Here is a 21,984-nt window from a genome sequence, read left to right on the forward strand (position 1 = left end):
CGGTGCCACCCTGCTTGAACCTGTCACCAGGCTCCCCTCTTCGGCTTAACGCGCCGTCCACGCGCGCTCGCCGCCCGAGAGCGGCTCACGCGGTATCCGAAGCCGTCTTTCCAAACGCAGGCCGGAGTCGCTTGCAGCCACGGCGCACTCTCTCTGGAACAGCCCAAACCGCTTGTACTCTGCTTCTTCATCTACATTGCCCTATAAATTGTGGCGCATGGTGCTATGGCGAATTATAAGAAAGGCGCAGAGGCCCTGTCAAATGAGAAAGGGCGCATGAGGAACTTTCAAGTGCACATGCTTTCACGTTTCCGTCACCGATGACAGGGCTTGTCGAGCGACAACCTTTCCACGGGTCCCCCGCGCTCCCAGGCGAGAATGCGCACCTCAGATCTTCCACCGATGGCGACCTGCGCCTGCTGCATCGACCTAAGCGTCAACTCCAAGGGGGACATCCGCATGTTCCAACGCCTCCGAAGGTGTTTTCCCTACCGTGCCCCACTTGCGCCGAGATCATGCCCGGCGTTCAGCGCTTGACTCCATCGGGCCCAGTTGAAACAATGGTGCGCGAAGGAGGAGCTTGCCATGCATCGACCGCAATCCGAAGTCTGGTTTCAGCGAGCACAGCAGGTGATCCTGGGAGGCGTGAACAGCCCGTCGCGATCGTACAAATCGGTCGGCGGCGGCACGCCCGTGGTGATGGTCCGCGGCGAAGGCCCGTATCTCTACGACGCAGACGGCCATCGGTACATCGACTACCTGGCCGGATATGGTCCCTCCATCCTCGGCCACGCGCACCCGGCCATCACGCGCGCCATCCAGGAGGCTGCGGAAGACGGCGTGCTCTACGGCACGCCGACGCCCTACGAGGTGGAGTTCGCCGAAATGCTCCGCGAAGCCATTCCGGATCTGGAGCGCATTCGCTTTGTCAATTCGGGCACCGAGGCCGTCATGACGACCGTCCGCGTGGCGCGCGCCTACACGGGACGGACCAAGGTGCTCAAGTTTGCCGGGTGTTATCACGGCCACTCCGACGCGATGCTCGTCGCCGCCGGCAGCGGGCCGTCGTCCATCGGCGTTCCCGACAGCGCGGGCGTCACGCGCAACGTTGCGAGCGAGATCGTCACCGTGCCGTTCAACGACCGCGAGGCCCTGAAGGAAGCGCTCCGCGTTCACGGGTCCGATCTCGCCGCCATCCTCGTGGAACCGATTGTGGGCAACTTCGGCATCGTGCCGCCCATCGACGACCGGTATCTGGCGGACGTGATCGATCTCGGCCACGAGGTGGGCGCGCTCGTCATCTTTGACGAGGTCATCACGGCCTTCCGTTTTCACTATGGCAGCGCCGCGCAACTGTACGGCGTGCACCCGGACCTGTACGCCCTGGGCAAGATCATCGGCGGAGGTCTGCCCATTGGCGCGTACGGAGGTCGGCGCGACGTGATGGAGCAGGTGGCGCCGCTCGGGCCTGCGTATCAGGCGGGGACCATGGCGGGCAACCCGCTCTCCATGCGCACGGGCATGGCCTGCTTGCGCGCGCTGTCGGAGCGCGGCCTGTACGACGACATGGCGCGCAGGGCGGCGCGGCTCGTGGACGCGGCCGAGTCGGCGGCGCGGGCGAACGGCATTGACATCGTCGTCAACCGCGTGGGCGGCGCGTTCACCATCTACTTTGGCCGTGAACCCGTGCGCGATTACGACGCGGCAACGCGCACGGACAGCCAGCAATTTGCCCGCTTCTTTCATCTGCTGTCCGATCGCGGCATTCTCATCGCGCCATCCAAATATGAGGCGTGGTTCGTGTCGGCGGTCCACAGCGATGCGGATATTGAGGAAACCATGGCGGCGCTCGAAGAGGTCTTTCGCGATCTCGCCCGAACAAGGTAACGGCTACGGGCGGGATCGACAGGGGCCGCGGCGCCAAAGCATCGCCGCGCCCACGGCGGAGATGGTCAACATCGCGGCGGCTAGGCCAAGCCGCAAAGACCCGGGCAGCGCATGAGGCTCAAGCGCCACAAAAGGGAGCGCGAAATACGCGAGGGAGGCAAAGCAGAGCGCCCATGGCTCGATGCGGGACGTCGCGCAAACGGACGCGAGCAGAAACGCCGCGGCCGAAAGCGTCAGACCGGCGGTCCACCACGCCGGACGCGTCAGTGTCCAGTCCGTGAACAGCATGCCGATGGCTGGGACGAGCGTGCCCTGAAACACCATCGCGCCTGTGATGTTTCCGACGGCGAGGACGTCTTTCCGGTCGCGCATCCACACCACGCTGTTGAGCGTTTCCGGCAACTCTGTGGCAATGGGGATGATAAGCGCTGAAAGCAAAAACGCGGGCATCTCCATCGAAGCCGCCAGCGTCTCGACGCCCGCTGTGAGCAGATGGGCGCCGCCGACCACAAGGCCGAGCGCGCAGGCGAGCTGAACGACGATGGAAGCCGTGGCCGGATGATCGCTGCGAAGGCTGAGGTAGAGAGGACGAAGCTCAGGCTGCGGCCCTCCCGCGGGCCGATCTCGCAAGTGCGCGCGCACGAATGCCCCATACCACAGAGCGAGGAGACAGGCCGTCGGCAGCTTGAGCGCGGGGATCGGCCACGCGGCGGGCACGAGCGAAAGGGAAAAGCCAACGAGGAAAAAGGCGAGATCGCGCGCAAAGACGCCGCCATGGACCGCGATGCCCTGCGACGGCCGACCCGCGCGAAACAGAAAAGCGGCAAGCGCGAGCACGAGCCCGCCCAAGGTCACCAAAAGAAAGGGCGCCCCGAGGATACCTCCAATCCCGACCTGCTCAGCGTCGCGCCCGTCCCCCAGCACAATGGCCGTCATGGGAACCGCCGTCTCGGGAAGCGCCGTGCCGAGCGCTGCCAGCACACTGCCCACGGCCCCCTCGCCCAAGCCGAGCTTCACACCCAGCCACTCGACGGCATTCGTCAAGAGCTCTGCCCCGAACAGCACCATGCAGAGCCCGAAAGCCAATTGGACGGCGATCACGCGATCCACCTCCGCGCACAGATCCATATACCTGTACGCGCCAGGCCCGCGCTGTATGACAAGCCCCACCGTTCATTGATACTGCTTCTCGGTGCCGCTCACGAAAGGCAGCCATGAAAACCACTGCGGCCGCAGGCGCCAGAGGCTCGGCACCAATAGGACCGCGATCACGACCGCATAAAACTCGACAAAGGGTATCCAAACGTGCGCCTTGGCGGATACCACGCCCAAAAACGCCGCCTCGACGTACAGGGGATCGAGCGCGTAGAAAAAGTGAGACCAGACAAGCGCCGTGTAGTCGATGGGGTTTTGCTCGTAGAGGGACTTCAAACCGTAGCCCAGCGCCCCGAAGATGACCGTCATGAGTCCAACGCTGCCGTAGGCGAACACGGTGCTCCACGTGGATCGCAGCGCGATGGTGGAAAACAGGACACATACGGTCGAAATTACGACGATGGTCACGAGCTGAAATCCGAGCACCGACGCGACCTGCGCAGGAACGGCGCCGCCGTACAGGAACACAAGGCTGTAGACCGGCAGCGTCAACACCACGAGCAGGACCAGCAGGGCGCTCGAGGAGACCACCTTTCCGAACAGAATGCCAAAGGGACCCACGGGCGTTGTCAGAAGGACGGCGAGCGTCTTCCGTTCGCGCTCACCGCTCACGGAGCCCGACGCGAAGGCCGGGGCCAAAAAGGCGACAATGACCATCTGCAGGAGGCTGACCAAGGCGAACACCTGCTGACTCTTCGTGGGTTGGACGAGGTACAACTGCCCCTGGACGTTTTCATAGAGGAGAAACACCGTGAGTGCACACATGCCAAACAGGTACGCCGTGATGACGAGCGGCGCCCGGATGGTCCGCATGCGCTGGCGGAATTCCTTCAAGAGAAGAGGGTTGAGGTGGATGTTCACAGCGTCACCCCTTCCTGAATCGCGGCGAGGCGAAGAAAAAGCTGCTCAATGTCCGTCGGTTGTTCGCGGAATTGGGTGATGGCAAACCCATCCGCCACGAGCCGACTCAAAAGCTCCGCCTGCTGAGCGAGCGTGCCCGCGTACAGGACTTCCCACCCGCGCTCCAACGGGCGCACCTCGGCCACGTGCGGATCCGCGAACAGCGCCTTCACGAACGCGCTGCCGAGATCGCGCCCATCGATGACGAGCGTCCGGTACGCGCTCGAGTGCTGCACCATCACCTGGACCGCTGCCACGGCCACGAGTTCGCCCCGCAGGAGAATGCCGACTTCGTCGGCGACCTCGGCGAGTTCGTTTAAAATATGCGTGCTGATGATCACCGTCTTGCCGAGCTCGCGCAGTCCCGCGAGCACAGCTCTCATCTCCAGCCGCGACTTGGGATCCAGACCGCTCGACGGCTCGTCCAGGATGAGCACGTCCGGATCGTGCATCAGGCAGCGCGCGACCTCGAGGCGCTGCTGCATGCCGCGCGACAGGTTGTTGACGTAGACGTCCCGCTTGTCCACAAGCCGGACGCGCTCCAAAAGCTCCTCCGCCCGGCGCGAGATGGTCCGCCGGTCCACGCCGTAACACTGGGCGAAGAAACGCAGATACTCCATGACCGTGAGATCGTCGTACACCCCGAACGAATCCGGCATGTAGCCAATGACCCGACGAACGGCTTTGGGCTCTTTCGTCACCTCGTGGCCGCAGACGTACGCGCGCCCCGACGTCGGCAACGTGAGCGTCGCAAGCATCGACAACGCCGTCGTCTTGCCCGCCCCATTTTCGCCCACGAGCCCGAAAATCGTCCCGCGCTCGATGTTGAGATTCAGGTTGTTCAGGGCGAGCGTCTTGCCGTACCGCTTGCTCAGGTTCTGTGTGAGAATCACGATCCCGCCTCCACCACCGGCATCACCGGCGCGTACTCGCGCACCAGCACCAGCCGCTTCTCGCTCGCGACCACGTGATCGTTCGCCGGCGCCGCCAGCTCGGGCAGACCGCCGTCCGCCGTCGCAAGGACGAGCGCGGCTTCGGATCCCCCGTGCCATCCTGCAGCCAGGCTCGACAAATACGCCCCGAGCGTTCGCCCAATGCCGTGCGTGAGTTGGCGATTGTACACGCCGTAGTCGGAAATCCAGGACGACGTCGGCACCTCCTGACTCGCGTTCACCGATCTCGTCTGCCCCGGCGCGAGCGCGCCCAGTTTGACGAGCATGCCGTCGTAGACCACCGCCACGTTCGTCAAGGTCATCCGCGTCTCGTTGGTCACGGTCCCAAACAAAAGGCCGTACGCTTCCTTGAAATTGCACTGGATCCGCCCGGCGTCGTCGTGGAATCCCGACGCAAACACGTAGCGCACATGCCAGCGCGGAACATCCGTCAGCGACACCCACGTCGCATCGGCGCTGTGCTCGATTCCGGCGTTCGCCACAGGCTGATTGTCGCTCTGCAGCGTGAGAATGTCGTCGCCTGCAGGCAATCGCAGGATCTCGTCGCCGCTGTCGGGCGACATGATGGCCAAAGCCCCATACTCGTACGCCTGGCCGTCGCCGAGCAACTCCATCACGCCGACGCCGTTCATCAGCAGTCCTGCGGGCCGCGCCGATCCGCCGAGCGCAAAGACCCCGGCCGTGGTGAGCCCGCTGAGCGCGGGCAGGACCACCCACGCGAGCGCCGCTCGCCGCAACCGCCGAAGCACGTAAAACGTCACGGGCCCCGCGGCCAGCAGATAGGCCAGGAGCACCAAGCCAAAGGTGGAGAGTCCCGGCATGCGAAGCGGCTCCAGCGCGTCGCCCACGCTCGTCAGGCTGAGACCTCCCGTTGGGCGCAACAGATTGGACACGGCCGGATCGTCCACCTGGGCCATTCCGGCATCGTGGAACAGGGCCGTCCACATCTGCGCGTTGCCTGGCCACGCCAAGAGGTCCGGATCCAGCGGGGAAAAGGCGGTCTGCCAGATCTGCCCACGGCCAAACGCCTCGCTTGCCACAAGAGGCTCTGCGTTCGAGCCCGCCCACAGTCGAGCGTCCGCGGCGATCTCGCCCGCCGTCGACTCGATTTGGCCTGGACCGTCGCTGGTGCCAGCGAAGCTGGCCAGCGCATCGCCGTTCACGACAGCAAACGCGCCAGGCGAGATGGGAAGCGCGCCGAGTTCGGCCGGGGCAAGCCCGGTTCCGGTTACGACCAGCATGCCCCCCTGGTCGAGCCAAGCCGCAAGCGCACGCACCTGCGCCTTCGACAACGCGCGCAGCTCGTCCACGCTCGCCACGAGCGCGCTGAGATCGGCGAGCGCTTGAGGGGACGTGGGCAGGTCGTACGCCCGGAGAGCGACCGGCAGGACGGGCGTGCCGTCCGCGCTCGTGCCCGCGAGAAACTGCGTGGCCTGGGAGCTATCGCTGACCACGCCGACGAGATCGACGTGGGAGACGCTGTTGCCGCCGAGCCATGAGGTCGAAACGACGCGGTTTCCGATGACGAGTTCGAGCGAAGCGCCCTGCGCCAGCGCGCTCCCCGGCACGTCGACGAAGGTCGACGCGGACGCGCCCTTGGGCAGCCAGAGCGGCCACGCGAGTTCGGCCGCAACACGCCGATCGCCGATGGAGGGCCCCCCCACGCGCAGCACCAGTTTCGCCATCTCTGCCCGGCCGCCATTTCGCACCCAAACGTGCACCGGTACCCATTCATCCGCGACGTAGTATCCGCCATATCCGACCGCGACCGCCATGGACACCGGAGAAGCGTCCGCGAACACCTCCGGCGCGCGAGACGCCTCCCACGTGGCGCAGATCGCGGCCGCCGCAGCAAGCGCCGCAACCACATGTCGAACGAGCGCCCGACGGGCGCGCGAGACCATCCTCATGCCCCAATCCCTTTCAAAAGGCGTTTCATAAGCCGCCTGGTGAGATGGCCATGCGGTACCATTGTACCGCCATCCGCCGCGTCCTGCGAATGTCGCGGCGCTGGTCATCGAATGTGAAACGTCGTATCCTGATGGGTGACCTATGTGTGCGGAAGAGGGTTGGTCACATGCTGCCATCGAAACCGCCTGCGGAACACGCGCATATCGCCCGAGGAACGCCTGTCTATCGCCGCGTGAGCATCGCGTTCCTCGCCGCGGGGCTCGTGACATTCGCCAACTTGTACGCGGTGCAGCCGCTCATTCCGGCGTTCAGCGCAGCGTTTGCGAGATCGCCGGCGACCGCGAGCCTCGCGCTTTCCGCCTCCACATTCATGCTCGCCCTGTCCCTGCCGGTGTTCGCATCGTTGTCCGATCGATTCGGCAGAAAACCCATCATGCTCTTTTCCCTGTTCGCTTCTTCCCTTCTCCAACTCGCGCTGGGCCTTATGCCGAGTTTTTGGGGGATCGTCGTTGCGCGCGCCGCCGAAGGGGTGACGCTCGCCGGGTTGCCGGCCGTGGCCATGACGTATTTGAGCGAAGAGATGGAGCCAACCAGCCTCGGCTTTGCCATGGGCCTCTACATCAGCGGCAATACGCTCGGCGGGCTGCTCGGAAGGGTCGCCATGAGCCTGGTGGCCGATCGCACCTCCTGGCGATGGGGCATGATCGGGCTGGGAGCGGTGAGCCTGGCGCTCGCCGGTTACGTCGCATGGTCGCTGCCTGCATCGCGACACTTTGTACCGAGGCGAGATCGCGCGCAGGAGATCCTGTCTCGCTTTGCGCAGGCCGTGAAGCGAAGGGAACTCGTCGCCCTGTATCTCGTGGGCGGCCTCTTGATGGGCGGATTTGTGTCGCTTTACACGTACATGGGTTTCCGCCTGTCTCGCGCGCCTTACCACCTTTCGACCTCTGTCATCGGCCTATTGTTCTTCGCCTATCTGGCGGGCACGTTCAGCTCGTCGTTCATGGGCGGCCTCGCGGATCGAATCGGCCGGCACCGCGTGCTCCCGCTCAATGTGGGGATCATGGCTGCCGGCGCCCTGCTCACCTGCGCCCGGGACCTGGTGCTGATTGTGGCGGGCATGGTCGTCTTCACGTTTGGGTTTTTCGGAGCCCACTCCACGGCATCGTCGAGCGTCGGCAGCCTCGGGGGCTCGGTTCGGGCGCAGGCGTCCGCCCTGTATCTCTTCTGTTACTATGCCGGCTCGAGCGTCATCGGCTCCTTGGGCGGCGTCTTCTGGTCGACGATGGGATGGGCGGGCGTGATCGGCATGATCCTCATCGCCCAGTCGGCGGCCAGTCTCGCCTTTCTTTTCGCCAGACGAAAATTGAGTGCTTCATGACAGGAAGGTGCGCATATCCAGGCGGCCGGCGCGAAGGCCGCCCGGCAGGCTGTCAGTCCCGCGCAGTCAAGGAAGCGTTGGCGAGGAGATCGGAGAGGGTGTAATCCACACGTTCCTCGGGCAGGAAGCGCGGAATGCCCGATGCCACCACGCGCTCGGGATGAAACGAATGAATCGGAAGATAGACGCGCGGTCGAATGGCCTCCACCACCTGTTCGATCTCGCCCAGGGCCGCGTGACCGCTCGTGCCCAGCGAACGAAAGGCGACGCCGAAATGCGCGAGCCACCGCTGCAGGTTGTCCCAGGCGGGATCGAACGGACCGAGCGGAGCGCCGTTGGAGTGAATGTACAAACCCGATGCGGCCCGGTCGAGATCGATCAGGCGCCACAGCCGGTCGTACGCAAGCTCGACCGCAAACGCACTCGGCCTTTCCGCCACTTCGGAAGGCCCAATGACAGGCAGGCCAACCCCTTGGAGCCACCTCGCGACGGGATCGGGCAAATCGCTATCGGCCCAAATCCTCACGCCCTCCGGCAGACGGCCCGTGAAATGCGCGGCCACGTACAGCGTGCGAGCCTCGAGGACGGCCGTGCGGTTCACTTCGTGAGCTGCACGCACGAACGACAGGACTCGTTCTGGATGGCGAGGGTAAGCGTTGAAGTAGACGATCCCGTCTTCCCCCGCCATCGCGTCCACCACGAGGCGGATGAGTTCCTGCTCGGTGACCTGCGGACGAGGCTCGTCGCCCGCCCGCGTACCTTCAATGAGGAGCACGTCCGGCTCGAACCTTCGCGCTTTCTCCACAAACGCTCGAGAAACCTCGGGACGCCATCCGTGAAACCGCAGATCCCCCGTGTAAACCAGCCGCATGTCGGGTGCGCTTATCAAGATGGCCGCCGCCCCGGGCGTGTCGTGATCGACCGGGACAAATTGAAAGCTCAGGTCGCCCACGGACTGCCAAGTGCCTGTCTCGACGCCGATGAGTCGGAGCGGCGGCTGCTCTTCGAGGGCGGCCTCCGAAATGACCTTCAGCATCTGGCAAGTCTCTTTTGTCGAAAAAATCGAGATTCCGTTTGCCATATAAGGCAAAAGCGCGGTATGATCCAAGTGGTTATGACTTATACAAACCGCAACGTCTTGATGATGTTGATCCATATAAAGCTCAGGAATATCCGGAAGGATGCCCACCGCCCGCAAGTCGGCGACCGAGCGCGGTCGCAGTGACCCCGAGAAAATCGGGGAAGAAGGGCGAACCACATGTCCCATGTCAAAGACGAGTTGGGCAGTCGCAGTCTTCACCCGGCAAATCGTGCCGCCGATCGTACGCGTGCCCCCGAAGAACGTGATGCGCGTCGACTTGTCCACAACCATCTCTCCCTTGCACGAGCTCGGATCGCCGCCGAGCATTTCAGAATACCACACGAGGGAGGTTGAGAACATACTTCGTTTTTGAATTTATGTGAAGTTCTATTTACTCAATTTTTACTTGTCGACTCTGTCTCTTCCCACTACAATGTCGGTGGAGTGGAAACCGAGGTATGTCATGCTTCATTTGAGAGGGATTTCGAGATGACGTTGAAGGCTCGAAGGACGATCACGGCGTACCTGATGCTGTTTCCCACGCTCATCCTCTTGGCCGTGTTCACGCTCTATCCCATTGTCGAATCGTTCGTCATCAGCTTCTTTCGCTGGGATATGATCAGCCCTCACAAGCAATTCGTGGGCTTGCGGAACTACGTGCAAATCTTTCAGGATCCGTTGTTTCACCGCGCCGTGGCGAACACGATCCTGTTTGTCGCGCTGTACGTGCCCATCGTGATGGCACTTGGGCTGGGCGTGGCTCTGTTGCTGAACGCGAAAATTCGCTTACGAGGATTCTTTCGCACCGCGATCTTTCTCCCCTACGTGACGTCGATCGCGGCCACAGGCATTATATGGCAATGGATTTTTAACGATCAGTTTGGGTTGCTCAATGACCTGCTGCGACAGATTGGCATTCAGGGACCGGATTGGCTCAACACCCCGCAGGATACCATGATCTGTCTCGTAACGCTGAGCGTATGGCAGAGTCTAGGGTATGTCTCCGTCTTATTTCTTGCAGGCCTTCAGAACATCAGTCGCGAGTACTACGAAGCCGCTCGCGTCGATGGAGCGCATGGCTGGAACCTGTTTCGGCATGTCACCTGGCCGCTTCTTTCTCCGACGACGTTCTTTGTGCTCCTAATAAGCACCATCGAGGCCTTCAAAGTCTTCCTCCCCGTGTATGTCCTGTACGGCGCGACGGATGGGCCTAACGACAGCGGCTTGACCATGCTGTACTACATGTTCACCGAAGGATTCAGCGACTACCGTATGGGGTACGCCAGCGCTTCCGCCTACATTCTCTTTGTCATCATTCTCGCGTGCACGCTCCTGCAGATGACGCTGCAACGGCGCGTTCACTACGAGTCCTGATGGAGGGACCGCCATGCGCAAGGTGCTCATTTATACCGCGCTCCTCGTCGTAACCCTGTTCTCTGTGGGACCCTTCATCTGGATGCTTTCCACTTCGCTCAAACCGGCCAGTCAGGTGCTCACCTCAACGCCGTCGCTGTGGCCTCACCCCATCGAATGGAGCAACTATGCCGCCGCGTGGACGTCCGCACCGTTCGGCCGATACTTCTTGAACAGCCTCTTCATCTCAGGCGTGGAAACCCTATTCGACTTGACACTGGGCGCCATGGCTGCCTATGCGTTTGCCCGCCTCGAATTCGCAGGCAAGCGAACACTGTTTCTCGCCCTTTTGGCGACGCTCATGGTTCCAGGCGAACTCCTGTTGATCCCCAACTACATCACGGTCGCCAAACTGCATTGGATGAGCACGTATCAAGGGATCATCGTCCCGTGGCTCGTGAGTGTGTTCACCATCTTTCTCATGCGCCAATTCTTCCTATCGATGCCGGGAGAACTCTTTGAGGCGGCTCAAATGGATGGGCTCAATCCCGTGCGCACGCTGTTTCAAATCGTGATGCCTCTCACAAAACCGGTTTGGATCACGGCGGGCCTGATTAAATTCATCGGCAGCTGGAATTCATTCCTCTGGGTCGTCGTGGTGTCCAACTCTCAAAACCTGGACACGGTACCCGTAGGTCTGATGAACTTCACGTCGGACGTGGGGACCGAATACAACCAGCTAATGGCCGCTGCGACATTCTGCATGGTACCGCTTGCCATCGTATTCCTTATCGGACAGCGGTACTTTATCGAAGGCATCGCGCGCAGCGGCATTAGATAAAATGCTTGACCATCGAAAGGAGAGGTCAATGTGAAGAGCAAGCGAAAGGCACTTGCGACAACCGCCGCGGCGGTGGTGATGTGCGCGTGGATGGCCACGGGATGTGGCGACGAGGAAACGGGAGGCGGGGGCGGCATTCCCATGACCAAGTCCGCCAACTCGTCCGGGCAAGCCGCGAGCACCTCACAGCCTGTGACCATTACCTTCGAGGAATCGATGCCCGGAAAGCTCGGCAAGGAGCTGCAGAAGCTGACGGACGAATTTGAGAAGCAAAACCCGAACATCCATGTCCAACTCATCTTCAATGGCTCGTACAGCACCCTGGAACAGAAGCTGACAGCGGCCATCTCGTCCGGCACGGAACCGACCGTCGCACAGGTTGAGGAAACATGGGAAACGAATTATGTGCAGAACGGCTTGATCGAGCCGCTCGATGCGGTAATCCCGAAATCCACCCAAAACGACCTGATTCCCATCTGGCGGGCGGACTCGACCTATCACGGCAAGCTCATGTCGGTGCCGTTCAACAAGTCTGCCTACGTGTTGTACTACAACGTGGATGATCTGAAGAAGGCCGGAATCTCTTCGCCGCCAAAGACCTGGAGCGAACTTGAGCAGGACGCCCTCCAGATTGAGAAGAAAGAAGGTATTCCGGGCCTCGGCCTGCAAGGAAACTACTATACGTTTGAGATGTTGCTGAAGCAGGCCGGCGGACAGATCTTGAACGCCAGCAACACCAAAGCGGCATTCAACAGCTCCGCAGGGCTGGCCGCGCTCAACTTTATGAAGCGCCTTGTGGACGAACATGCAGCCAAGCTCGTCGGTGCCAACGAGTATCTTTCGGACGGCTTTAACACCAATGAATATGCGATGGACCTCGACACGGTGGCGGCGATGTCATTCATCACCAACCCCAATACGCACTACAAGGTGGCGCCGCTTCCGAAAGGCGTGACCTACGCCGTGCCAACCGCAGGTCTCAATCTGGTCATCTTCAACTCTGCCTCTGCCGCTCAGAAGGCTGCGGCAGCCAAATATCTGAATTTCCTCATCTCCGTTCCTTCCACCATCGAATGGGCGGAACAGACGGGCTACCTCCCCGTGCGTCAGAGCGCGCTGACCAACCCGTCGTGGACGAGCTATATCAAGGCGCATCCGAATCAGGGCGTGGCGCCAAATGAATTGCAATACGCCTACTTCTCGCCGCGCATCGCTTCTCTGTATTCTGCGGAACAGGAGATGAGCACGCAGATCGGCAACATGCTGGCAGGTCGTCAGACCCCGCAGGTCACGCTGCAGAATATGGTCAACCTCACGAACCAAGCGCTCGCCCAGAACAACTCGTGACGGACATGCATCTCGCTCGTGCGGGGCGGCTGTTCTCAGGCTGCCCCGCGCGTTTTGCCATCGCACCCCAACCGCCGAAACGCGGCGACGACCTCGCCAGAAGGCATAAAGTGTAGATCTGCCTGTTGCATAATTAACTAACCAGTATACATGATTAAAACAGACACCCACAAAGGCCAGGAGGCGTGAATGATGGGAGAGCGAAAAGCTCCGCTGCCAAGTGAAGACCATGTGTTTCCGGCGACCTGGTACGCCGTGTGTTTCTCCAGCCAACTTGGGCGTCAAAAGCCGCTTGCTGCGCGCGTCGCCGGGCGCGATCTGGTCCTTTTCCGCGACTCATCCGGGAACGTGCGCGCGCTGTCTCGATACTGCACCCACCGCGGCGCCGATCTCGCCCTGGGACGCGTCAACGAGGGACGGCTCGCGTGTGCCTATCACGGGTGGCAGTTTGACGGTGACGGTCGCTGCGCTTGCATCCCCGCTCACCCGGATCGCCCCATCCCCGACTTCGCCCACAACCGAGCGTACCCCGCTTGTGACCATGGCGGATTGGTCTGGGTCTACCTCGGCCCCGAAGCCATGCCTCAGGTGCCACAGCTGTTTCCCGAGTTGACGACGGGCGCTTACCGCCTCGTCCCGTATCAAGACGTCTGGCAAGCACACCTGACGCGCGTCGTCGAGAGCGTCCTCGACGTGGCCCATCTGGCCTTCGTGCACCGCAAGACCATCGGCCGCCGCACGCCTGCCGCCATCCCGCGCGTGTCGTTCGACGTCGACCATGGGGACAGGATTCGAATACAGAACGGCGGCGGCGTGCTCGAGTATTGGTTTCCCCAGATGTGGATCTTGCGACCCGCCGAACGGCAGGGCGGTTTCATCAACTTCGTCACGTTCACGCCGGTCGACGCGGAGACCACGCTCATCCTCGGGTATGCGGGGCGATCCTTCGCCCGATCCATCCCCGGGATGGACGCCGTGTTCCGGCGCTACAGCCTGCGCGTGCTGCGCGAAGACCAGCAGGTGGTCGAAAGCCAGCAACCGAGGCCGATCCCGGAAGCGCTGCGGATGGAAGCGCACGTGCCCGCCGACGCGCCGCAGGTCCGCTTCCGCCAGCGGTGGTACCGTTTTCTCACGGGCGATGAGCCCCGCGTCACGGTGAATCCTTCCGTATGAAGCACCCATGCGGCGCCCACGTGCGGGGCGCCGCGCCTAAGCGGCAAGCCCGGCGCCCTCCCGCCGCCTATTCTCCGCGGAAACGCGGCTTGCGCTTCTCCGCAAAGGCGGCAAGCGCCTCCAGACGATCTGCCGTCGGCAGCACGCCTTCATACGCGGCGTCTTCGAGGGCAAGCCCGGTCGCGAGATCGACGTCCAGGCCGCGATCGATGGCCCACTTCGCCTGCCGCACGGCCACGGGGCCGTTCTCCGCAATGGCGCTCGCGAGCTCCCGCGCGGCCTCCAATGCGGCCTCGCGCGTATCCGCCACCTCGAGCAGGATGCCGAGTTCCTTCGCCCGATCCGCGTCGATGCGCGCCGCCGTGAAGATCATCCACTTCGCCCACGTCGGTCCTATCAGCCTCGCCAGCCGCTGCGTGCCGCCCGCGCCGGGCACAATGGCGAGCGAGGTCTCGGTCAGCCCGAGCCGGAGATCGCGCGAGCCGATGCGGAAATCGCAGGCCAGGGCGAGCTCGAGCCCCCCGCCGAACGCGAAGCCGTGCATCACCGCGATGGTCGGCTGCGGCAGGCGCGCGACGCGATCGAACGCCTCCCGCGTCAGGCGCACATTGCGCCGCACCTCGTCCGGCCCGAGCCCGCGCCGCTCCTTCAAATCAGCCCCGGCGCAGAAGCCCCTGCCCTCTCCCCGCACGATCACGGCGCGCACCTCCCGGTCCGAGGCGATCTGGCGCACCACGTCGTCCAACGCACAAAGCAGCGCGTAACTGAGCGCATTCATCGCTTCCGGCCGGTTCAGGACGAGCTCGGCGATCCCGTCCTCTCCCTTATGCCACAGAATGGGCTGTTCCACGCCCGACTCCCCTCTCACACCGGATACACCGGATGCTTCCGGTGCCCAAACGCCACCGACTTCCCCTCATACATCGCGAAGCGCCGGACGAGTTCGTCCCGCAGTTCATCCGCGTCGACGATGCTGTCCACCACGAGCTCCGAGGCCAGCCGGTAGATGTCGATGTCGCGCCGGTATTCCTCGCGCTTCTCTTTGACAAAGGCGGAGCGCTCGGGCTCCTCCAGCTCCGCAATTTTATTGGCGTACACCGCATTCACCGCCGCCTCCGGACCCATCACGGCGATCTCGGCCGTCGGCAGCGCGATGCAGGCGTCGGGTTCAAACGCCGGGCCCGCCATCGCGTACAGCCCGGCCCCGTAGGCCTTTCTGACGATCACCGAGATCTTCGGCACCGTGGCCTCCGACATGGCCGCGATGAGCTTCGCCCCGTGGCGGATGATGCCCTGGCGCTCCACCTTGGTGCCAATCATGAAGCCGGGCACGTCGGCGAGAAAGAGCAGCGGAATGTGAAACGCATCGCACAGCGTGATGAACCGCGCGGCCTTGTCGGCCGAGTCCACGAACAACACGCCGCCCTTGACCCGCGGCTGATTGGCCACGATGCCGACCGGCCGCCCGCCGATCCGCGCCAAGCCCGTGATGATCTCCTGCGCGAAAAGCGCCTTGACCTCAAACCACGATCCCTCGTCGATCAGCCTGTCGATGAAATCGTACATGTTGAACGGCGCGTTCGGGTTCTTGGGGACAATTTCGGACGGCCTTTTCGACGACGGGGCCGGATCGCGCGGCTCCTCGACGGGCGGCCGCTCCAGGTACGAATTGGGCATGTAGCGGAGGTAGCGCCGGCACGCCTCGATGGCGCTCGGCTCGTCGGGGACGAGCACGTCTCCGCAGCCGCTGACGGTGCAGTGCATGCGCGCGCCGCCCATCTCCTCGAGCGTCACCTTTTCGCCGATGACCATCTCCGCCATGCGCGGCGAACCGAGGTACATGCTTGCGTTGCCCTCGACCATGATGACGAGATCGCAGAAGGCCGGGATGTAGGCGCCGCCAGCCGCGGACGGCCCGAAGAGCAGGCAGATCTGAGGAATGTGACCGCTCAGGCGCACTTCATTGTAGAAGATGCGGCCAGCGCCGCGTCGCCCTGGAAACATCTCGACCTGATCTGTGATGCGCGCCCCAGCCGAATCCACGAGGTAGATGAGGGGGATTTGCAGTTTTTCCGCCGTCTCCTGAATCCGCAGGATCTTCTCGACCGTGCGGGCTCCCCAGCTTCCCGCCTTGACCGTGCTGTCGTTCGCCATGACCGCGACCTTTCGGCCGTGGATCCGCCCAATGCCCGTCACCACGCCGTCAGCCGGAAGATCGTCCGCCTGGCAGTTCGCGTACAGCCCATCCTCCACCTCGAGGCCGTCATCCAGAAGCAGTTTCAGGCGATCGCGCACAAACAGCTTGCCCTGTTCGCGATTCTTCTCGTGGTATTTCTGCGCGCCGCCCGCCATCGCGCGCGCTCGCATCGCTTCCAATCGCTCGTCCGCCATGGCCCTTCCTCCTTCACGTCGCCTGGCACGATCCCCGCGCCACCTGTCGGGCGTGGCTCGAGAGCGGCTTCCCGAGTTTCGCCTCGAACCAGGCGACGACGTCCAGATACGCTTCGGCGTCGATCTCCGTCTCGACACCCATGCCGTGGAACAGATAGAGCACGTCTTCCAGCGCCACGTTCCCGGACGCGCCGGGCGCGTACGGACAGCCGCCGAGTCCGCCGATGGATCCGTCGAACCGCCGCACGCCTGCGAGAAAGCCCGCGTAGATGTTGGCAATGGCCATGCCGCGCGTGTCGTGAAAATGGAGCGATACGCGATCCAAGGGCACCACACGCTCGACTTCGCGCACCATCGCGCCGACCTGCGCGGGCACCGCCACCCCGATGGTGTCGCCGAGCGCCACCTCGTCGACGCCGAGCTCTAACAGCCGCTCGACCACCGACAGAACCTGCGCAACCGGGACCTTGCCCTCGTACGGGCAGCCGAAGACGGTGGACACGTACCCCCGAACCACGAGCCCTTCCGCCTTGGCGCCCTCGATCACCGGGCGCAGCACCGGATAGGTGTCTTGAATGGTCTTGTTGATGTTCTTCAAGTTGTGCGACTCGCTCGCGGACATAAACACGTGCACGGCATCGACCTTCGCCTGCAGCGCGCGCGCCAGCCCGCGCTCGTTCGGCACGAGCGCGGAGAGCTCCACCCCCGGCCTGCGCCGAATGCGGGCGAACACCTCGTCCGCGTCCGCCAGTTGCGGGATCCACTTCGGGTGCACGAAAGACGACACTTCAATGAATCGTACGCCCGCGTCCATCAGCCGCTCGACCAGCTCGACTTTGACCGCCGTGTCGATCACGCCGGGTTCATTCTGCAGCCCGTCGCGCGGCCCGACTTCTCGCAGCCACACGCGCTCCGCCATGTCATCGCCCTCTTTTGCATCAGTCTTCCAAGCGGACGAGATCGTCCCCTTCGTTCACGAAATCGCCCTCGTTCGCGAGCACCTCCGCCACGACGCCACCTTGCTCGGCCTGAATGGGAATCTCCATTTTCATCGACTCAAGCATGACGACGTCCTGGCCGGCCTCGACGCGATCGCCCGGTTGCACGAGCACCCGAAGCACGATGCCTGCCATGTTGGCTTGCACGGTTGCCATGATGACCCCTCCTCAGCGCTTCCCCCAGGTTTCTAGAAAATCCGTCGTCGTGTCGCCCGCAGCAAACCGATCCGAGGCGAGGATCGCGCGCAACAGCGGCAGGTTCGAGCGAATCCCCTCGATGACGTACGCATCGAGCGCCTGCTGCATGCGCGCAATTGCCTCCGCGCGATCGCGTCCGTGCACGATGAGCTTGCCGATCATCGGATCGTAGAACGGGGTGATCTCGGAACCGGATTCCACGCCCACGTCGTTCCGGATCCCCTCGCCCTCCGGCAAGACGAGGCGCGTGAGGGTCCCTGGCGACGGGAGCATCTTCTCCGGATCTTCAGCGTAGACCCGGCACTCGATGGCGTGCCCTTCGCGCGCGATCTCGTCCTGCCGAAATCCGAGCGGTTCGCCGGCCGCAATGCGCAGCTGCCACTCGACGAGATCGAGCCCCGTGATCATCTCGGTGACCGGGTGTTCCACCTGCAGCCTCGTGTTCATCTCGAGAAAGTAAAAATTCTTCTCCTCATCGACCAAAAACTCGAGCGTACCCGCGTTTTCATAGCGGATGGCTCGGCAGATGGCGAGCGCCGCCTCGCCCATGTTCCGCCGGAGCGCCTCATCCACAAACGGGGACGGCGCCTCCTCGATCACCTTCTGGTGGCGCCGCTGGATGGAGCATTCGCGCTCCCAGAGATACACGCCGTGTCCGTGCCCGTCGCAGAGCACCTGGATCTCGACGTGCCGCGGCCGCTCCACGCGCTTCTCGAGGAACATCTCGCCGTTGCCGAAGTACGCCTTGGCCCGCGCGGAGTTGGATGCAAACGCCTTGCGCAATTCCTCCTCCGAACGAACCACTTGCATGCCGATCCCGCCGCCCCCGTACGACGCCTTCAGCATGACGGGATAGCCAATCTCGGCCGCAATCCTGCACGCCTCCTCGACGTCGGCCACCGCGCCTTCGCTTCCCGGCACGACCGGCGCTCCGGCGCGCTTGACCGTCTCGCGCGCCGCCACCTTGCTGCCCATGGCAGCGATGGCTTCCGGTGAAGGGCCGATGAAGCGGATGCCCCGCTCCGCCGCGGCGCGCGCAAAATCGGCGTTTTCGCTCAGCAATCCGTAGCCCGGATGAATGGCCTCCGCGCCCGTCTGCTCCGCCGCGCGCAGAATCGCGTCGATGTTCAGGTAGCTCTTCGCCACCTGGGCCTCGCCAATGCGCACCGCCTCGTCGGCCTCGCGCACGTGAAGCGCTTTCTCGTCCGCGTCGGAATAGACGGCCACCGTCGCGATGCCCATGCGCCTGCACGTGCGGATGATGCGCCTGGCGATCTCGCCTCGATTCGCGATCAACACCTTCGAAAACACGCGCCGTCCCCCCTTAGCAGCCGAGCTGCCGCGCGATCACGAGCCGCTGGATCTCGGACGTCCCCTCGCCGATCTCGATCAACTTCGCATCGCGATAGTGGCGTTCCACCGGATATTCGCGCATGTACCCGTACCCGCCGAGCACCTGAATCGCCTGCTCGCAAGTCCGCGTGCACATCTCCGACGCAAACAGCTTCGCGTACGAAGCCTCAAGCGTGTATGGGCGGCCCTGATCCTTCAGCCACGCGGCCTTCATCACCGCGTTGCGGGCGAGATCGATATGCATCGCCATATCCGCCAGTTTGTGCTGAATCGCCTGGAACTTGCTGATGGTCTGTCCAAACTGGACGCGGGTCTTCGCGTACGCGAGCGCCGTCTCGAACGCGGCGCGAGCGATGCCGACCGCCAACGCCGCGATGGCGACGCGGCCGCCGTCCAGGGTCGAGAGAAACTGTTTAAACCCGGCGTTCAGTGGACCAAGCAGGTTTTCCTTCGGCACGCGGACGTGATCGAGAATCAGTTCCACGGTGTTCGACGCCCGCATGCCCAGTTTCTCATACGGCTTGCTCACCGAGAAGCCCTCGACATCCGTCGGCACAATGAACGCGCTGATGCCGCGCGACGCAGGATCCGTCACCGCGGTGAGGACGACGTACTTCGCGTAGCCCCCGTTGGTGTTGAAGATCTTGTTGCCGGTGATGACCCATTCGTCACCCTCCAGCACGGCGGTCGTCCGCGTCCCGCCAGCGTCCGATCCGGCCCCGGGCTCCGTCAGGCCAAACGCGCCGAGTGCCTCGCCGCGGGCCATGGGCACAAGGTACTTGCGCTTTTGCTCCTCCGTCCCATACAGGAGGATGGGCGTGCAGGCCAGCGACACGTGCGCCTCATAGCTGAGCCCCGTCCCGCCGCAGGCGCGCCCGATTTCCTCCACCGCCAGGCAGTACGAAATCATATCGGCGCCCGCACCGCCGTATTGCTCAGGAATCGGCAGGCCGAGAAAGCCGAGTTCGCCCATCTTGCGAAAGACCTCGATGGGGAAATGTTCGGTCCTATCCCACTCCGCTGCATGCGGCGCGATCTCGGCCTCCGCAAACTCGCGCACCGTATCCCGAATCATCCGTTGTTCCGGGGTGAGATCAAAATCCACGCGGTCCCTCTCCCTTCCCTCTCACCATTCACTGTAGCCGAATAAGCAAGCGCTTGCAATCAATTTTGGAAGACCGCACAATGGCCAAGAAATGGGCGGCTGAGGAATGGTATCATCCCGTCATTCGCTCCCCGGCGCCCGCTCGCGCAGATCTTGAAGGAGCCGCTCGACGACCTCCCAGTCCTCGAGCCCGGTGACATCGCCTTTCACCTCGCCGGTCTGGAGAATTTCGCGCAACATGCGGCGCAGGATCTTGCCGGACCGGGTCTTCGGCATCGCCTCCACGAAGTACACGCGGGCAGGCCGCGCGAACGAGCCGATGTCCGCCACCACGCGCGCCTTCAGTTCCTCTTCCAGGTCCGTGCCCGGCTCCCATCCGCGCTCGAGCGTCACGAACGCGACCGGCACTTGCCCCTTCACCTCGTCGGGTTCCCCCACCACGGCCGCCTCGACCACCGCCGGATGCTGAATCAGCGAACTCTCCATCTCCATCGTGCTGATGCGGTGTCCGGATACGTTGATCACGTCGTCCACGCGTCCGAGCACCCAGAAGTGGCCGTCCGCGTCTCGAACCGCGCTGTCGCCCGTGAAGTAGAGCCCCGGCATGCGGGAGAAGTAGGCGTTCAAATAGAGGTTGCGGTCGCCGTACACATCGCGCGCGAGCGAGGGGAACGGCCGGCGAATGACGAGGTACCCCGGAACGCCGTCGGGCACCTCTCGGCCCTCTTCGTCCACCACGGCGAGATCGTGGCCGAAGAACGGAACGCCGCAGGACCCGGGCTTCATGGGCACCGCACCCGGCAGGAGCGCGAGCGGCGTTCCGCCGGTCTCCGTCTGGCCCCAGGTGTTGTTGATCACCGCCACGTCGCCGCCGACCACCCGGCGAACCCAGTGCCACGCCTCCGGATTGAAAGGTTCGCCGACGGAGACCAAGAGCTCGAGCGACGAAAGATCGTACTGGCGAGCCACGTCCTCGCCGTGTTTCATCATCATCCGATACGCCGTCGGCGCGGAGAACAGCTTGTTGACGCGATAGCGCTCGATCATCTCGTACAGCCGGCCGGCCTTCGGCCAGTCGAGCGCACCCTCGTACAAAAGGGTCGTGGTCCCGAGGGCGAGCCCTCCCACCAACACGAAGATATGCGACGTCAGCCAGCCGATGTCCGCCGTGTTCCAGTAGACGTCCTCCGGGCGCAGGTCAAGCTGAAACTTCGTGTAGGCGTAGGTTCCAAGCAGAAAGCCGCCGCCGGCGTGCACGATGCCCTTCGGCCTGCCTGTGGTTCCACTCGTAAAGATGAGAAAGCCGGGTTCGTTCGCCTCCAACACTTCCGGCGGACAATCGGGCGAAGCGCTCGCGAGCAACGACTGGAAGTCGAGATCGCGCCCAGGCGTCATGGGCGTGTCGAGATCCGGCAGGCGCCGGTAGACGATCACGTGTTCCACCGTGTCCACGCCTTGCAGTGCCTGATCGACGGTGTCCTTCAAGCGCAAGACGCGCCCGCGCCTGAGGCTGCCGTTGGAGCAGATGACGGCCCTGGCTCCGCACCGCACGATCCGCTCGCGCAGCGCCTCGGCGGAGAACCCCGCAAACACCGTGTTGTACAGCACGCCGATTCGCAGGCAGGCCAAGAGCACCACATAGGTCTCGATGAGATTCTGCATGTACACGCAGACCACGTCGCCCCGCCGCAGCCCGAGGCTTTTCAGCGCGTTCGCAAAACGGGACACCGCGTCGTGCAACTGGAGATACGTCACGCTGCGCCGCTCGCCATCCTCGCCCTCAAAAAACAGCGCCACCTTGTTGCGATACATCGGATGTTTGGCATGGCGATCGACGCAGTTTTCGCACACATTGATACAGGCGCTATGCAGTTGCTGTATGAAGTTGGATTGTGAACATTTTATGAAATGTTAATGAAACCATCGAAAAACACTTGACTTTTGAAAAACACCCTAA

General features: G+C 63.2%; 18 protein-coding genes. 6 read left to right on the plus strand and 12 right to left on the minus strand.

The genetic code is table 11. The annotated features are described in order from the left end of the window. Positions 1 to 585: 585 nt before the first annotated feature. Entirely contained in the window at positions 586 to 1,887 is a 1,302-nt protein-coding gene (locus tag J3481_RS04030; protein WP_206882433.1) for a glutamate-1-semialdehyde 2,1-aminomutase, read from the plus strand. Between the two features lie 3 nt (positions 1,888 to 1,890). On the opposite strand, the gene J3481_RS04035 is transcribed toward J3481_RS04030, so the two are convergent. From J3481_RS04035 to J3481_RS04050, 4 genes are read right to left on the minus strand one after another with little or no spacing between them, the layout of a single operon-like run. After that, positions 1,891 to 3,057 carry a sodium:calcium antiporter gene (locus tag J3481_RS04035; RefSeq protein ID WP_328702143.1) on the minus strand — a complete coding sequence of 389 codons (1,167 nt, stop codon included), beginning with the start codon at positions 3,055 to 3,057 and terminating at the stop codon, positions 1,891 to 1,893. 3 nt (positions 3,058 to 3,060) lie between these two features. Continuing rightward, on the minus strand, positions 3,061 to 3,903 hold the full coding sequence (locus J3481_RS04040; protein WP_206832572.1) for an ABC transporter permease: 843 nt from the start codon (positions 3,901 to 3,903) through the stop codon (positions 3,061 to 3,063). Beyond that, positions 3,900 to 4,835: an ABC transporter ATP-binding protein gene (locus J3481_RS04045; RefSeq protein WP_206832573.1), complete on the minus strand. Its 936-nt coding sequence runs from the start codon at positions 4,833 to 4,835 to the stop codon at positions 3,900 to 3,902. Before J3481_RS04045 ends, J3481_RS04040 begins: the two co-directional genes overlap by 4 nt. Further along, entirely contained in the window at positions 4,832 to 6,805 is a 1,974-nt protein-coding gene (locus tag J3481_RS04050; protein WP_206832574.1) for a hypothetical protein, read from the minus strand. Before J3481_RS04050 ends, J3481_RS04045 begins: the two co-directional genes overlap by 4 nt. Positions 6,806 to 6,972: 167 nt before the next feature. Here J3481_RS04050 and J3481_RS04055 point away from each other — a divergent pair, with 167 nt between their 5' ends. After that, the gene (locus tag J3481_RS04055) at positions 6,973 to 8,187 is read left to right on the plus strand and encodes an MFS transporter (RefSeq protein ID WP_206832575.1); all 1,215 of its coding nucleotides are present in this window, start codon (positions 6,973 to 6,975) and stop codon (positions 8,185 to 8,187) included. 52 nt (positions 8,188 to 8,239) lie between these two features. Here J3481_RS04055 and J3481_RS04060 read toward each other — a convergent pair whose 3' ends face one another. Then, positions 8,240 to 9,628 carry an MBL fold metallo-hydrolase gene (locus tag J3481_RS04060; RefSeq protein WP_328702144.1) on the minus strand — a complete coding sequence of 463 codons (1,389 nt, stop codon included), beginning with the start codon at positions 9,626 to 9,628 and terminating at the stop codon, positions 8,240 to 8,242. A gap of 129 nt (positions 9,629 to 9,757) precedes the next feature. Here J3481_RS04060 and J3481_RS04065 point away from each other — a divergent pair, with 129 nt between their 5' ends. The 4 genes from J3481_RS04065 to J3481_RS04080 all read left to right on the plus strand — a co-directional run bounded on the left by J3481_RS04065 (position 9,758) and on the right by J3481_RS04080 (position 13,982). After that, positions 9,758 to 10,642, plus strand: coding sequence for a carbohydrate ABC transporter permease (locus J3481_RS04065; RefSeq protein ID WP_206832577.1), 885 nt, complete (start codon positions 9,758 to 9,760; stop codon positions 10,640 to 10,642). Between the two features lie 13 nt (positions 10,643 to 10,655). Beyond that, the gene (locus J3481_RS04070; protein WP_206832578.1) at positions 10,656 to 11,462 is read left to right on the plus strand and encodes a carbohydrate ABC transporter permease; all 807 of its coding nucleotides are present in this window, start codon (positions 10,656 to 10,658) and stop codon (positions 11,460 to 11,462) included. Between the two features lie 216 nt (positions 11,463 to 11,678). Then, positions 11,679 to 12,809, plus strand: coding sequence for an ABC transporter substrate-binding protein (locus J3481_RS04075; RefSeq protein ID WP_236011107.1), 1,131 nt, complete (start codon positions 11,679 to 11,681; stop codon positions 12,807 to 12,809). Between the two features lie 192 nt (positions 12,810 to 13,001). Beyond that, the gene (locus J3481_RS04080; RefSeq protein ID WP_206832580.1) at positions 13,002 to 13,982 is read left to right on the plus strand and encodes an aromatic ring-hydroxylating oxygenase subunit alpha; all 981 of its coding nucleotides are present in this window, start codon (positions 13,002 to 13,004) and stop codon (positions 13,980 to 13,982) included. Positions 13,983 to 14,049: 67 nt separating this feature from the next. On the opposite strand, the gene J3481_RS04085 is transcribed toward J3481_RS04080, so the two are convergent. The 7 genes from J3481_RS04085 to acs all read right to left on the minus strand — a co-directional run bounded on the left by J3481_RS04085 (position 14,050) and on the right by acs (position 21,932). Further along, positions 14,050 to 14,832: an enoyl-CoA hydratase-related protein gene (locus tag J3481_RS04085; protein ID WP_206832581.1), complete on the minus strand. Its 783-nt coding sequence runs from the start codon at positions 14,830 to 14,832 to the stop codon at positions 14,050 to 14,052. 14 nt (positions 14,833 to 14,846) lie between these two features. Beyond that, complete coding sequence (locus J3481_RS04090; RefSeq protein WP_206832582.1) at positions 14,847 to 16,373, minus strand: acyl-CoA carboxylase subunit beta; 1,527 nt, start codon at positions 16,371 to 16,373, stop codon at positions 14,847 to 14,849. A gap of 13 nt (positions 16,374 to 16,386) precedes the next feature. Further along, positions 16,387 to 17,292: a hydroxymethylglutaryl-CoA lyase gene (locus J3481_RS04095; protein ID WP_206832583.1), complete on the minus strand. Its 906-nt coding sequence runs from the start codon at positions 17,290 to 17,292 to the stop codon at positions 16,387 to 16,389. Positions 17,293 to 17,311: 19 nt separating this feature from the next. Next, complete coding sequence (locus tag J3481_RS14630; RefSeq protein WP_236011108.1) at positions 17,312 to 17,527, minus strand: acetyl-CoA carboxylase biotin carboxyl carrier protein subunit; 216 nt, start codon at positions 17,525 to 17,527, stop codon at positions 17,312 to 17,314. A gap of 12 nt (positions 17,528 to 17,539) precedes the next feature. Then, a complete protein-coding gene (gene accC / locus J3481_RS04100) occupies positions 17,540 to 18,880 on the minus strand; it encodes an acetyl-CoA carboxylase biotin carboxylase subunit (protein ID WP_328702145.1) in 1,341 nt (446 codons plus the stop codon). Positions 18,881 to 18,893: 13 nt separating this feature from the next. Further along, a complete protein-coding gene (locus tag J3481_RS04105) occupies positions 18,894 to 20,027 on the minus strand; it encodes an acyl-CoA dehydrogenase (RefSeq protein WP_206832584.1) in 1,134 nt (377 codons plus the stop codon). Between the two features lie 120 nt (positions 20,028 to 20,147). Further along, on the minus strand, positions 20,148 to 21,932 hold the full coding sequence (gene acs, locus J3481_RS04110) for an acetate--CoA ligase (protein ID WP_328702146.1): 1,785 nt from the start codon (positions 21,930 to 21,932) through the stop codon (positions 20,148 to 20,150). Positions 21,933 to 21,984 lie beyond the last annotated feature (52 nt).

Source organism: Alicyclobacillus fructus (genome assembly GCF_017329605.1).
GTDB lineage: Bacteria > Bacillota > Bacilli > Alicyclobacillales > Alicyclobacillaceae > Alicyclobacillus > Alicyclobacillus fructus.